The sequence below is a fragment of the Albimonas pacifica genome, assembly GCF_900113695.1.
In the GTDB taxonomy this organism is placed as follows: domain Bacteria; phylum Pseudomonadota; class Alphaproteobacteria; order Rhodobacterales; family Rhodobacteraceae; genus Albimonas; species Albimonas pacifica.
The window spans coordinates 1-13,391 of record NZ_FOQH01000020.1 but is presented as its reverse complement, the minus strand read 5'-3'; the positions used below and the strand labels follow the sequence as shown (position 1 = coordinate 13,391).

Annotated in this window: 8 protein-coding genes; 5 read left to right on the top strand and 3 right to left on the bottom strand. The window is 73.3% G+C overall.

The features are described 5' to 3' along the window. Nucleotides 1–146: 146 nt before the first annotated feature. Together BM064_RS25425 and BM064_RS25420 are read left to right on the top strand one after the other, a co-directional pair. Nucleotides 147–1,466 carry a UDP-N-acetylglucosamine 1-carboxyvinyltransferase gene (locus BM064_RS25425; RefSeq protein ID WP_218161129.1) on the top strand — a complete coding sequence of 440 codons (1,320 nt, stop codon included), beginning with the start codon at nt 147–149 and terminating at the stop codon, nt 1,464–1,466. A 70-nt stretch (nt 1,467–1,536) separates the two neighbouring features. Further along, entirely contained in the window at nt 1,537–3,543 is a 2,007-nt protein-coding gene (locus BM064_RS25420; RefSeq protein WP_092866036.1) for an acyltransferase family protein, read from the top strand. 163 nt (nt 3,544–3,706) lie between these two features. On the opposite strand, the gene BM064_RS25415 is transcribed toward BM064_RS25420, so the two are convergent. The 3 genes from BM064_RS25415 to BM064_RS25405 all read right to left on the bottom strand — a co-directional run bounded on the left by BM064_RS25415 (nt 3,707) and on the right by BM064_RS25405 (nt 8,410). Next, on the bottom strand, nt 3,707–4,732 hold the full coding sequence (locus tag BM064_RS25415) for a glycosyltransferase family 2 protein (protein ID WP_092866033.1): 1,026 nt from the start codon (nt 4,730–4,732) through the stop codon (nt 3,707–3,709). Between the two features lie 111 nt (nt 4,733–4,843). Further along, a complete protein-coding gene (locus BM064_RS27685) occupies nt 4,844–6,769 on the bottom strand; it encodes a hypothetical protein (protein ID WP_092866030.1) in 1,926 nt (641 codons plus the stop codon). Nucleotides 6,770–7,183: 414 nt separating this feature from the next. Next, complete coding sequence (locus BM064_RS25405) at nt 7,184–8,410, bottom strand: O-antigen ligase family protein (protein WP_092866027.1); 1,227 nt, start codon at nt 8,408–8,410, stop codon at nt 7,184–7,186. A 364-nt stretch (nt 8,411–8,774) separates the two neighbouring features. Here BM064_RS25405 and BM064_RS25400 point away from each other — a divergent pair, with 364 nt between their 5' ends. The 3 genes from BM064_RS25400 (at nt 8,775) to BM064_RS25390 (ending at nt 13,363) form a co-directional block, all read left to right on the top strand. Continuing rightward, nucleotides 8,775–10,760, top strand: a complete 1,986-nt coding sequence (locus tag BM064_RS25400; RefSeq protein ID WP_177236400.1) for an acyltransferase family protein — start codon at nt 8,775–8,777, stop codon at nt 10,758–10,760. 247 nt (nt 10,761–11,007) lie between these two features. Continuing rightward, nucleotides 11,008–11,958: a sulfotransferase family protein gene (locus BM064_RS25395; protein WP_092866021.1), complete on the top strand. Its 951-nt coding sequence runs from the start codon at nt 11,008–11,010 to the stop codon at nt 11,956–11,958. 58 nt (nt 11,959–12,016) lie between these two features. Continuing rightward, on the top strand, nt 12,017–13,363 hold the full coding sequence (locus BM064_RS25390; protein ID WP_092866018.1) for a lipopolysaccharide biosynthesis protein: 1,347 nt from the start codon (nt 12,017–12,019) through the stop codon (nt 13,361–13,363). Nucleotides 13,364–13,391 lie beyond the last annotated feature (28 nt).

The following is a 13,391-nucleotide window of genomic DNA, read 5'->3' as shown; positions in this document are numbered from 1 at the left end:
CCGGGGAGACCCCTCTGCGGGGGCCTGAACGGCCCCGGATCATCCGCCCGCGGGCGCGGCCTTCGCGAAGGCCCGCGACCGGGGCTTGCCGCGGCGGCGCCCCTCGCCGCGCGGCCCGACGGCGCAACTAGCGAAGAGAACGCCCGATGATGAACCTCACCGCCCCCATGGCCGCCGTCGGCGACCGGGAGCCCGCCATCGCCTACCACGTGCAGGCCTCGCGGCTGGAGGGCCAGGTCCGTCTGAGCGGCGCCAAGAACAGCGTGCTGCGGCTGATGGCGGCCTCGCTCCTGACGAAGGAGCCCGTGCGCCTGCGCAACTACCCCGCCACGCTGCGCGACGCCGAGGTGCACCGCCGCATGCTCGAGCGGCTGGGCAAGCGCTGCACGGTGACGCCCGGCGCCGGGGGCGGCGACACGCTGCTGATCGAGGAGGTCTCGGCCCCTCCGGGCGAGCTCCTGTGGGAAGGCCGCTCGATCCGCAACACGCTGCTGATCATGGGCGCGCTCTGCGCGCGCACCGGCCACGGCGCGGTGCCGATGCCGGGCGGCTGCGACCTGGGCAACCGCAAGTACGACCTCCACGTCATGCTGCTGGAGCGGCTGGGCGCGACCACCGAGGAGGCCGCGGCCCGGCTCGCGGCCGAGGCGCCCAAGGGCGGCCTCGTGGGCGGCGACATCGTGCTGCCGCTCCGCTCCACCGGCGCCACCGAGAACGCGATCATCTCGGCGTCTCTGGCCCGCGGCAAGACCACGCTGTGGGGCCCGCATATCCGGCCCGAGATCCTCGACCTGATCGCGATGCTCCGCCAGATGGGCGCGCAGATCGAGGTCTTCGGCCAGGAGCGGATCGAGATCGAGGGCCGCACGGAACTCGGCGGCGCCGACCATTTCGTGCTGCCCGACAACATGGAGGCGCTGACCTGGATGATCGGCGCCACCATCACCGGCGGCGAGATCGAGATCCTGGACTTCCCCGCCCCCGACCTCGAGGTGCCGCTCGCCTTCCTCAAGGAGAGCGGGGCGCGCTGGTTCACCGGCGACGGCAGCGTCATCGTCAAGGGCGGCGCCTGCTACCCGGTCGAGATCGCGACCGGCCCCTATCCGGGCATCAACTCGGACATGCAGCCGCTGTTCGCGCTGTTCGGCGCGATGTCGCCGGGCGAGAGCAAGATCATCGACCTGCGTTTCCCCGGCCGCTACGGCTACGCCGAGGAGCTGGCGAAGATGGGCTTCCTGCACGAGGTCCGCGGCGACGTCCTGCACGTGCGCGGCGGCCCCCGCCTGACCGGCGCCCGGGTCACCGCGCTGGACCTGCGCGCGGGCATCGCCCTGACGCTGGCGGGCCTGGTGGCGGAGGGGGAGACGGTCGTCTCCGACGCCTGGCAGGTGGAGCGCGGCTACGACCGTTTCGTCGAGAAGCTGCAGTCGCTGGGCGGGCGCATCTCGGTCGCCGACGAGGGCTGAGGCCCGCGCCGGCCCGCCCTTGGGCGGGCCGTCTACGGTTGCGCAGGGGTCAGAGGGCGTTCGGGGCGGAATGATCTACAGGAAAGAGATCGACGGGCTGCGCACCATCGCGGTGGGCTCGGTGGTGCTGTTCCATGCCGGGCTGCCCGGCTTCGGCGGCGGCTTCGTGGGCGTGGACGTGTTCTTCGTGATCTCGGGCTACCTGATCACGGCGATCCTGCTCGACGATCTCGACGGGGGCCGCTTCTCGATCCTGCAGTTCTACGAGCGGCGGGCGCGGCGCATCCTGCCCGCCCTGTCGCTGGTGATCGCGGTCACCAGCCTGGTCGCCGTCAGCGGGGTGATGCTGCCCGACCAGCTGACCCGCTATTTCCAGAGCGTGGTCGCCACCGCCCTCTTCGCCGCCAACTTCTTCTTCTGGTGGTCGACCGACTATTTCGCCCCCGACGCCGAGGAAAGCCCGCTGCTGCACATGTGGAGCCTGGCGGTCGAGGAGCAGTTCTACCTGCTGTTCCCCATCGTCCTGTTCCTGGTCTGGCGCTGGCGCAAGGGCTGGACCGCGCCGCTGATGCTGGTCTGCGTGCTGGCGAGCCTGGGGCTGGCGGAAATCGCCTCGCGCGAGGCGCCGACCGCCAACTTCTACTTCCCCGTCACCCGGGTGTGGGAGCTGCTGGCCGGCAGCCTCGTCGCCGTGCGCCTGCGCGGCGGCATCCCCGAGCGCACGGCGCTGAGCCCCTGGCTTGCGGCCCTGGGGCTGGCGCTGGTCCTCGCCTCGATCGTGATGGTGGGGGGGGACTTCCGCTATCCGAGCCTGTGGACCGTGCCCTCGGTGCTGGGAACGGCGCTGCTGATCCGCTACGCGCGCCCCGACGACCCGGCCGGCTGGGTGCTGGCGCTGGCCCCGATGGTGTTCATCGGCCAGCTCTCCTATTCGATCTACCTCTGGCACCAGCCGCTGCTGGCCTTCGCGCGCATCTCCACCTTCGGCCATGTCGAGCTGTGGGTGATGCTGGCGCTGTCGGCGCTGACCATCCCGCTCTCCTGGCTCAGCTGGCGTTTCGTCGAGCAGCCGTTCCGCAAGGGCTATTCGCGCCGCACCATCTTCTCGCTCTCGGGCGTCGCCATCGGCGCGATGATCGTGGTGGGCGCGGGCATCGGCACCTCCGAGCGCACCGCCTACGCCATCTCCCGCCTGACCGAGGAGGACCGGCCGGTCTACGACTCCCTGCGCGCCCTCGCACATGGCACCGAGGAGATGACCGCCCCCTATCGCCTCGCCTCCGCGGGGGAGAGCTGCGTGTTCTGGACCGACCGGCTGTCGGACGAGCTCTCGCGGCGGATCCAGGACTGCGCGGCGCAGCATGGGCCGGGGGTGATGGTCACCGGCGGCTCGCACGGCATCGACCTGTTCTACATGCTCGCGCGCAACACCGAAGCCCCGTTCCTGGTGGGGATCTCGCGCGGCTTCTGCCGGGCGCATCGCTCGGTCGAGGGGGCGGAGAACCCCGACTGCTTCTTCCCCCGCCTCCCCGCCCTGGTCGAGGCGCGCAAGGACGACATCGCGCTGTTCATCTACACCCAGGCCGCGCATTCGATGTTCGAGGACGGCCGGCGCCTGCGCGACGCCTCCGGCTTCCACCCCGAGCTCGCCGAGGAGACGGCGGCTTACCTGCGGAACATCCAGGCCGACGTGCCGGTGCTGTGGCTGGGCCCGCAGCGGATGCTGGGCGACGACGTGCGGGGGCTGGCCCCCGACCGGGACTTCGCGACCCAGCTCGCCCAGGCCTACGACCCCGCCATCCCCCAGGCCGAGACCACGGCCGAGACCGAGATGAAGGCCGCCGCCGAGGCCGCCGGCATCCCGTTCCTCTCCAAATGGGGGATGATGGAGGCGAGCCTGCCCGACCAGGCGATGCTCGACGGCCATCTCGCCTATCGCGACCAGGACCACCTGTCGCCCTGGGGGGCCGAGGTCTTCGGCGCCCGCCTCGTGCGCAACCTCGCCGCCGCCGGCTACGCCGACCGCCTGCCGCCGCGGGCCGAGGCCTCCGGGAGCGCCGCCCTCCCCGCCGACTGAGCCCGCGGCGCCGCCGCGGGGCCTTCCGCGCGCGCCCGCCCCACGGGGGGCGCGCCCCGGGCTCGACCCGGGGCCGCTCCCGCAACCGGCCGCAGGCGCGCCGCGGGGTCCCCGCGCCGGCGCTCGCCGCCCGATCCTTCCCGAAAAGACCCCCGCGGGGCCGTCAGCCCCCGGCCGCGATGAAGCGGTTCACCGCCGGCGAGACCTTGCGCAGCACCGTCATCCCCAGCGCCGGCAGGCCGGTCGCCTTCGGCGCCGCCAGCGCCAGGCGCAGCCCCGCCACGCCGACCGCATAGAGCGGGTTCTCGCGCGCGCAGAGGCCCAGCATCTGGTCCGAGCGCGCGATATCCCCCCGGTGCCGGTGCACGGCGGCGGCGATCAGGAACCGCCGCGCGCTGCGGGTGGTGCGGGGGCGCATCCAGCGGGCCTCCTCGCCGTAGCGGTCCACGAGGTCCTCCTCGCCCTTCAGGCGGGTCTTGGACATCGCGATCGCCATCGACGAGTAGAACGACTGGCGCAGCATCTTGTCGACGTCGCCCGAGATGCCATCGGCGAAGATGCGGCGCTCGTAGAGCGCCTCCTCGACCTGGCCCAGGCGCCCGCGCTCGATCAGGCGCAGCCACAGGTCGGCGTCCTGGGAGTTCTTGAAGAAGGTCCGGTAGCCGCCCACGGCCTGATAGGCCTCGCGCCGCATCATCACCTCGCCATGGGCGTAGGGGTTGCGCACGTGCAGGTCGGCGGGGCCCGCGGGGGCGGCGTTGCGATGGGCGGCTACGGTGCGCCAGCCCCCCGCGCCGTCGGGGGCGCGGTCCTCGTACCAGCAGCCCGCCGCGAGCAGCCCGGGGTCGGCGTCGAGCGCCGCCGCCTGCCGGGCGAACCGCAGCGGGTGGCTGACGTCGCCCGCGCCCATCACCGCGAGATATCGTCCCTGCGCCGCATCCGCCGCCGCCCGGATCGCGTGCACGAAGCCGGCGTTGGCCTGGTGGATCGCCTTCAGCCGCGGGTCCTGCGCGGCGCGGGCGTCGAGGATCTCGCGCACCTTCGGGTCCCGGCTGCCGTCGTTGACCACGATCACCTCGAAGGGGGGCGCCTCGCGCTGGCCCAGCAGGCTGTCGAGCGTCTCGTCCAGCACCTCCGAGCGGTTGAACCAGGCGCAGATCGCCGAGACGACGGGCGGGGCTTCGCTCACGGCAGGGGCTCCGATGCGGCTTCCGGGGGGGACGGGAGGGGGGCGGGGCAGGTGGCATCATAGGAGCTTCGCGCCCCCCGCCTCCGTGACCTGAGGCCGCCCCCCGCCGCCTCAGGCGGCCAGCGGCCCATCCATGCCGAAGCCGATCAGCTGCGCCGAATGCACGGTCACCTGGGCCGAGCTGGCCACGGACCCGTCGTTGTTGCCGAAGATCCGCACCTCCGCCTCGCCGGCGGCGTTCACGTAGCCCATGGCGCAGTGGAAGGCGCGGCGGCCGTAGCCGTTGGCCGCCGTCCAGGCGCGCGAGGCGGCGGTCTTGGTCAGCCCCGCCCCGGTCAGCAGGATGCATTTCGACATCGGCCCCGAGCCGGCGGCCGAGGTCTCCACCCGCAGCAGCACCGCATGGCCCACGCAGCGGTCCATCACCGAGGCCGGCAGCACGAAGCGCACGTAGGCCGAGGGCCCGGTGCAGTTGAAGCGCAGCCCCTGGGCGGTCGTCGTCACCCCCGAGGCCGCGCCCGCCGCCGTCCAGCCGGCCGCGCTCGAGAAATCGGCGCTCCACATCACGTGCTGGCCGTTGCCCCCGTCGACCCGCACCGGGAAGCCCTGGCCCTGTGGCGAGGCGCGCAGCAGGGTGGTCACCTCGTCCCAGTCGACGAAGGACCAGGGGCCGCGCAGCTCGATGAACGAACCGCTGTCGGTCCCGCCCACGTCCATCGCCAGCAGGTCGCGGTTGGCGGTGTTGCCCTCCCACGGCAGGCGGCAGTCGACCGAGATCATGCCGCCGTTGGCCGCCTTGAACAGGGTCGAGGCCCAGCCCGCCTGCACCTTCTGCGGGCTCTCGATGATGATCCCGCCGGAGGTGGTGCCCGAGGGGTCGTCGACCCCGTCGCACAGCACCCCCACCGGCGCGCCGGCGGGCACCCCGTCGGCGGCATGGGCGAAGCCGGTGTTCTCCAGGAACGGGCCGACCAGGTTCATGAAGGTGTTGCGGGTGCGGGGCTCGAAGCGGACCAGGCCGTTGACGAAGAAGTTGATGCGGGTGTTCACCAGCGTGCAGTGGCTGGAGGAATAGAGCCCGATCCCCGCCCCCGAGGTCAGCGAGCAGTTGGTGGCGTAGAACGGCCCCGGCCCCACGTGGCGCAGCGACACCGAGGTCGGCGAGCCCGCGCGCGAGGGCCCGATGTCCACCCGGTCCATCACCAGCTGGTCGCTGTTGGCGCCGATGGTCAGGCCCAGCTCGAGGAAGTTGCGGATCCGCAGGTTCCGCAGGCCGCTGTTGTTGTTGTTGTTGTCCTGGAAGCGCAGGGCGGTCTCGGCGACGTTGCGCCCGTCGATGTAGAGCCCCTCGAGCGTCACCGAGTAGGCGGAGGCGTCGGGGTCGGTCATCACCTGGGCGTTGGCCGCGCGCAGGTTGAGGCCGCTGCGCACCGGGTTCAGGCCGCGCAGGCTCTGCCCCTGCTTGAGCACCACCGGCGCGGAGACGCCGTATTCCCCGGTCAGCTCGATGGTGTCGGCGAAGGCCAGCGCGTCGTTGATCGACCAGGCGTCGTCGCTGACCCCGTCGGCCAGCGCCCCGAACATCTCGGGCTGGGGGACCAGGGTGGTCAGCTCCCACCAGCCGCCGTCGGCGGTCGAGAACTTGCCAGGGTGCGGGGGCTCGACGGGGCTGCGCCGGTAGAAGGCCGCGCCGCCGTCGCCGCCCACCGCGTAGCCCTGCACGAACAGGCCCTGCACCTGGGCGGGGGGCGAGAGGCTCTCGGCCTCCAGCCGGTCGGAGGAGACCAGCGCGCTCTCGGCGCTGTCGATCAGGCGGCGCAGGTCGGCGGGGGTCAGCTCGCGCGGGACGCCGCCGCCCTCGCTCAGCCCGCGGCCCAGCACCCGGGCGCCCGAGAGGTTGGAGATCTTGTCGAGCGACACCGCGCCGGGGCGCAGCTCGCTGGGGCCCACCGTGCCGCTTCCCAGCGTGCCGGAGGTTCCGTCGGCGAGGGCGCGGGTGGCGGCGAGGGCGGGGAAGACGGCGAGAAGTGTGAGCATGTCGGACCTCGAAAGCGGCGCTCCGCCGCCGGCCTTCGGGGTCCCTGGGGGGGTGGGGGTCTTGGGTCCGGATCCGGACCGGGAGGAGGCAGGCTGCGGCGTCGCGCCGGGAATGGGCTCGGCCGGAGCGCCGCGTCCCTCGGGGGGCGCGGCCCGGGATGGGGCGGCCGGCGCGGAATCGGCCGGGCGACCTCGGTCGCCGCGCAGCAGGTTTGCGCAATAAGATTTAAACCTGGTGAACGCCGCGCTCCGGCGCAGGCGATCGGCCACGCCCCGCATCTTCACCCCGCTTCCTCGGGTCCCCGCGTCCCCGGGTCCCGCGTCCCGCCTGTCCGGTCCCCGCCTCCGCGGCCGGGGGAGGAGCCTCGCACGTCCGGGGCCCGCGTCGCGGTCACGAAACCGTCGGCGCGCGGCTCAGGCCGGGCCGCCGGTCCGGGCGACGGCGCCGGCCGGCAGCTCGGCGCCCGATCGCCATCGCCCCGGCCCCAGGGCCGGGCGGCGGCGGGCGGCGCCCTCGACCGCGCGGGCCTGGCGCAGGCAGTTGAAGATCATCCCCACGGTGAACCAGAACGACCAGTCCGACAGGCCGCTCAGGAACAGGTAGCCCAGGGTCACGAAGAAGAAGAGCGCGCTCGCCAGCCCGCCCGCCCGGATCGAGGCCCAGGCCACGTAGAGGTAGAAGACGCAGAACAGGATCACCGTCAGCACGCCCAGCTCGGCCCACATGTCGATGAGGAAGTTGTGCGCCTCCAGGTGCAGGGCGCCGGTGCGCATGTGCCCGCCCAGGAACTCGAACTTCACGGCCTGCTGGTAGTACTCCATGCCCTTGAAGTAGCCCACGCCGAAGATCGGGTTCTCGAGCCCGAAATTCACGAAGTTGGTCCAGTGCAGGTAGCGCGACGAGGTCAGCAGGATCAGGTAGAACTTTTCCGCCGGCGTCAGGATTTGTTGGGAGATCAGCACGATCCACGGGATCATCACGAAGATCGCGGCCGAGGCGATCACCGCCGCCGCCCGGATGACCAGCGGCGAGACCATCAGCGCCCAGGCGATCAGGAAGGCTCCGGTGCCGGTGCGGCTGAGGAACAGCAGCATCACCACGGTCGAGATGATCGCCGGCCACCGCCGCCGGTGGTGGATGAAGATCAGGCTCATCACGCCCGAGATCATCGCCGAGAAGTTGGAGCCGCCGTTGATGCCCCGCATCCGCGGGATGTAGATCGTCGGCAGCCCCATGTCGGGCAGCAGGCTGTTGATGGTGCGCGCGTTGGTCGGGCCCAGCAGCATCTCGAGGAAGGCGGTGACGATGATCACCGGCAGCAGCACCTTCACCAGGGAATCCACCACCTGCTTCTGGTCCATCTGCGCCACGAACGAGGCGAAGAACACCAGCATGAAGGCGAAGTTCAGCCGCAGCATCAGCGTGGGCGGCGTGCCCGCGCCGATCGCCGCCACGTTGGCCATCAGCATGAAGGGGAAGGCCAGGTAGACGAAGCCCGAGAAGCGCAGGCTGGTCAGGTGCAGGAAGCCGATCGCCGCCGGGAACAGCTTGAGGAACAGCGGCAGCCCCACCGGGTCGCGCACCGCGCCCAGCACGGCGAGGTGCGAGAGCAGCTTGGTTTTGGTCGTGACCAGCCGCATCCGCAGCTCCTCGTCCTGCGGCGGCCGGGGCCGCCTCCGGCCGGCGGCGGGCGCCCGGCGCGATCGTGCGAAGAGCGCATCATATGCGCCCCCGCCCCCGGCCGGCCATCGGCCTTGTCGTCACAGCGCCCGCCCGCCCGGCGGCCCGCGGCGACGATCCGCCGCCTTCCGCGACGGCGCGCGCCGCCGCTACGGTTTTCCCGCCGCACCATGGGGCAAACGATTGGCGGAACAGGATGTTTTACGAGGGTGACCGGGCCCGCCGGGATCGGCCGCGGCCGCTTCGGGGCGCCCCGTCCATCGGCCCGCCCCCCTGCCCCGCCGCCGCGCCGGCGGCCGGCCCCCGCCTGACCGGGGCCGGCCGGTGAGACATCGGCCCCATGTCGACGGGCTGCGCGCGCTGGCCGTGGTCCCGGTGGTCGCCTTCCACCTGGGCAGCCCCCTCGCGCCGGGCGGCTACGTGGGCGTGGACGTGTTCTTCGTGATCTCGGGCTACCTGATCACGGCGATCCTGCTCGAGGATCTCGACCGCGGGCGCTGGTCGCCGCTCGACTTCTACAAGCGCCGCATCCTGCGCATCCTGCCGGCGCTGTCGGCGGTGCTGCTGGCGGTGTTCGTGCTCTCGGGCCTGCTGTTCCTGCCCTCGGAGCGGGCCGCGGCCGGCGTCTCGATCGCCGCCGCGGCGGGGTTCCTGGCCAACCTCCATTTCTGGAGCGGGACGGGCTACTTCTCCGCCCCCGCCGAGACGCAGCCGCTGCTGCACGTCTGGTCGCTGGCGGTGGAGGAGCAGTTCTACATCGTCTTCCCGCCGCTGCTCTTCCTGATGGCGACCCATGCGCGGCGGCATCTCGCCCGGCTGCTGGCCGGGCTCTGCGCGCTGTCCTTCGCGGCCTGCGTGGTCCTGACCTGGCTGCACCCGCCCACCGCCTTCTACCTGCCGCCCGCCCGCGCCTGGGAGCTGGGGGCGGGCGCGCTCCTCGCGGTCATGCAGCGGGGGGGGAGCGGGGCGGGACTTCTCCCGCGCCGCCCCCCAAGCCTCCGTCCGAGCCTCCGTCCGGGCGCCCCCTCCGGCGCGGGCGGGGCCGGGCCGGCCGCGCTCGCGCTGCTGGGCCTGGCGCTGGTCGCGGCGCCGATGGCGCTGCTCGACCGCGACAGCGCCTTCCCCGGCTGGGTCGCCGCCGCCCCGGCGCTGGGGGCGACGCTGCTGATCGGCTGGGGGGCCGCGGGGCCGGCGGGGCGGCTGCTGTCCTGGGGCCCGCTCGTCGCCCTGGGCCAGGTCAGCTACGGCCTCTACCTGTGGCACTGGCCGCTGATCGTGTTCTGGAAGGCCCACGCAGGCCCGCAGCTCTCGGGGCGCGAGGCGCTGGCCCTGGGCCTGGCCTCGCTGGCGCTGGGGGCGCTGTCGACGCGGCTCGTCGAGCGTCCGTTCCGCACCCCGCGCGCCCGCCGGCAGCCGGCGGGCCGGGTGGCGGCGCTCGGCGGGCTGACGCTGGCGGCGCTGGCGGGGCTGGGCGGGCTCGCCGCCCAGAACCTGGTCCCCCTGCGCGCCTTCCCCGAGGAGGTGATGCGCATCGCCGCCACGATCGACTACCGCGAGCGGCCCGAATACGACGCCCAGTTCCGCAGCGGGCGCTGCCTGATCGGCAAGGCCGAGGCCAGCTTCGCGGCCTTCGACGCCGACGACTGCGCGCGCCCCGTGCCGGGCGCCTACAACGTGCTGCTGATCGGCGACAGCCATGCCGCCCAGTTCTGGGGCCCCCTGGTCGAGGCCTTCCCCGAAGCCAACGTGATGCAGGCCACCTCGGCGGGCTGCCGGGTGCTGCTGGGCCTGCCGCGGGCGACCCGCTGCGCCGGCCTGCGGGCCTGGCTGTTCGAGCGCTTCCTGCCGGAGACGAAGGTCGACCGGGTGCTGATCGGCGGCCGCTGGATGGCCGAGGAGATGGCCTACGTGCCCGAGACCCTGGAGCGGCTGCAGAGCCTCGCCGGCTCGGTGGCGGTGATCGGCCCGACGGTGGAGTACCTGGGCCCCTTCCCCAGCCTGCTCGCCCGCAGCCGCCTGCGCGGCGAGCCCTTCGACGACCGCGCCCACCGGGTCCCGGGCCGCGACGCGGTCGACGCGCAGATGAAGGCCGCGGCCGAGGCGGCGGGGGCGACCTACATCGACGTGCTGGAGGTCGAGTGCGGAGCCGGGGCCTGCCGGCTCTTCGCCCCCGACGGCGAGCCGATGCAGTTCGACTACGGCCATCTCACCTTCTCCGGCGCCCGGGCGGTGGTGGAGGCCCGGCGCGAGGCCTTCATCCCCGCCGCCGCCCTGGCCGCCCCGGACGGCTCCGGGCCCGCCCGTCCCTGAGCCCGCCCGCCCCCCCTGCCCGGCTCCGATCCCGGCCGGCGCCGGCCGGACCCCGCTCCGCCGGGGCGCTGAACCGGCCCTGAACCGGGCCCTTCGGCGCCGCAGCATGCGTCGCGCGGCCTCGGGTCGCGGAGGGCGGGGGGCGCGCGCTCCCCTATAGTCGCCCCGGTCCCCGCGACCGATCGCGACCCCCAGACCGGCGGAGATCCATGGCCCTCGTCCCCTTCCTGCACGCGTTCCGCCCCCGATGAGCGCCCGGCCCAACCTGTTCCTGGTCGGCGCGCCGAAATGCGGGACCACCGCGCTGGCGCAGTATCTCTCCGAGCGCGAGGACGTGTTCTTCTGCGCCCCGAAGGAGCCGTTCTTCCTCGCCGACGACATCCCCGGCCTGCGCGAGATGACCTTCCTGCCCGACGAGGCCGCCTACCTGAAGCTGTTCGAGGGGGCCGACCCCGCCCGGCACGCGATCGTGGCCGAGGGCTCGACCGCCTACCTGCGCTCGACCCGCGCGATCCCCGCGGCGCTGGAGATGTCGCCCGACGCCCGCTTCATCGCCATGCTGCGCGACCCGGTGAAGATCGCCCACGGCTACCACATGGAGCAGATCTACGACCGCAACGAGGACGTCGAGGATTTCGAGACCGCCTGGCGCCTGCAGGACGCCCGCGCCGGCGGGCAGGCGATCTCGCCCCATGCGCGGATCCCCGCCTTCCTGCAGTACGAGGAGACCGCGCGCATCGGCGAGCAGCTGGAGCGGTTCTTCGCCGCCGTCCCCGCCGAGCGCCGCCTGGTGCTGCTGCAGGAGGACCTGCTGGAGGACCCGCGCGGAACCTGGCTGAAGGTGCTCGACTTCCTGGGCCTGCCCGACGACGGCCGCACCGAGTTCCCCGCCGTGAACCCGTCGCGCAAGCACCGCTTCCCCTGGCTCGCCAACCTGGTGCTCGACCCGCCCGGGCCCCTGAAGCGCCCGGTCTACGCCCTGCGCGCCTGGCTGGTGCGCACCCGCCCGCCGATCGTCGAGAAGATCAAGGCCTCGCTGCGCAAGGAGCAGGCGCGCGAGGCGCTGAGCCCCGAGTTCGAGGCCGAGCTGCGCGCCCTGTTCCTGCCCGAGGTCGAGACCGTCGAGGCCCTGCTCGGCCGCGACCTCTCCGCCTGGAAGCCGCGGCCCGTCGCGACGGCGGCGCAGGCCGCGGGCTGAGCCGCCCCTGACCGTTCACCCGGACCGCCCCCCGGTCCCCCGAGAGGTTCGAGACCCCATGGAGAGCCCGCGGCTCGAGTCCGCCCGCAAGACCCGCTTCGCCCGGCGCGTGGCGCGCCTGCGCACGCGCTTCGCGGGCGAGGGGACGGGGGGCGTGCTGCGCAACATGGCGACGCTGGCGCTCGGCGCGGGCGCGGCCCGCGCGCTGGGGGTGGCGGCGATCCCGGTGCTGACCCGGCTCTATTCGCCCGAGGACTACGGCGCGCTGGCGGCCTTCACCGCGCTGGTGCTGATGCTGACGCCGCTGACCACGCTCTGCTACGGCATGGCGATCCCGCTGCCCAAACGCGACGAGATGGCGGCGAACCTGCTGGCCCTGACCCTGCTGGTCACCCTGGCGGGAACCCTGCTGATCGCGCTGGCGCTCTGGGCGGTCGGCCCGTGGTTCCTGACCCTGATCTCGATGGAGCCGATGATCCCCTGGTGGGGCCTGCTGCCCGTGGCCCTGCTGGGCGCGAGCCTCTTCGAGACGCTCAGCTTCTGGGCCACCCGCGCCCGCGTGTTCCGCGCGCTGGCCCGCGCGCAGGTGATCCAGACCGTGCTGGGCGTGGGCGCGCAGATCCTGCTGGGCCTCGCCGGGATCAAGCCCGCGGGCCTGCTGATCGGGCACACGCTGCAGCGGGGCGGCGGCTCGACCACCCTGCTGGCCCCGTTCCGCGGCCGCCTGCGCGAGCTCTGGCCCGCCGTCACCTGGGCCCGCATGGGGATGCTGGCGGCGCGCCACCGGGGCTATCCGCTCTACCGCCTGCCCTCGCAGTTCCTGCTGGCGGCCTCGGCGCAGGGGCCGCTGATCCTGACCTCGGCCCTCTACGCGGCGGGCGAGACCGGGCAGCTCGGCCTCGCGCTGATGGCGCTGGCGGTTCCCATGAGCCTCTTCGGGCACACCATGGGCCGGGCCTTCTACGGCGAGATCGCCTCGATCGGCCCCCGCCGCCCCGAGCAGGTGCGCGCCCTGACCCATGCCGTGCTCAAGCGCCTGGCCCTGGTCGCGGCCCCCGCGGCAGGGGTGCTGATGCTGTTCGGGCCGGAGCTGTTCTCCCTGGTCTTCGGGGCGGAATGGGAGATGGCGGGGCGGCTCGCCTCGCTCCTCTCGATCTACCTGCTGTTCCAGTTCCTGGCGACGCCGGTCTCCTACATCCTCTATGTCTTCGAGGGGCAGAAGCTGCTGCTGGGCCTCAACATCCAGCGCGCCGTGCTGGTCGCGGGCGCCTTCGGGGCGGCCCATGTGCTGGCGATGCCGCTCGAGGACACGATCCTGCTCTACTCCGTGCTGATCTCGGCCCATTACGCCGCCAGCATCCTGATCACGCTCCGGAAGATCCCTTCCGGCGCCCCGGACCTGTAAGGCCCGAGCCATGCGCAACGAGACCCCC

Coding starts and splice junctions, on each gene's coding strand:
- BM064_RS25405 (WP_092866027.1), bottom strand. CDS start 8,410: ATGCGGCTGGTCACGACCAAAACCAAGCTGCTCTCGCACCTCGCCGTG.
- BM064_RS25425 (WP_218161129.1), top strand. CDS start 147: ATGATGAACCTCACCGCCCCCATGGCCGCCGTCGGCGACCGGGAGCCC.
- BM064_RS25390 (WP_092866018.1), top strand. CDS start 12,017: ATGGAGAGCCCGCGGCTCGAGTCCGCCCGCAAGACCCGCTTCGCCCGG.
- BM064_RS25395 (WP_092866021.1), top strand. CDS start 11,008: ATGAGCGCCCGGCCCAACCTGTTCCTGGTCGGCGCGCCGAAATGCGGG.
- BM064_RS25420 (WP_092866036.1), top strand. CDS start 1,537: ATGATCTACAGGAAAGAGATCGACGGGCTGCGCACCATCGCGGTGGGC.
- BM064_RS27685 (WP_092866030.1), bottom strand. CDS start 6,769: ATGCTCACACTTCTCGCCGTCTTCCCCGCCCTCGCCGCCACCCGCGCC.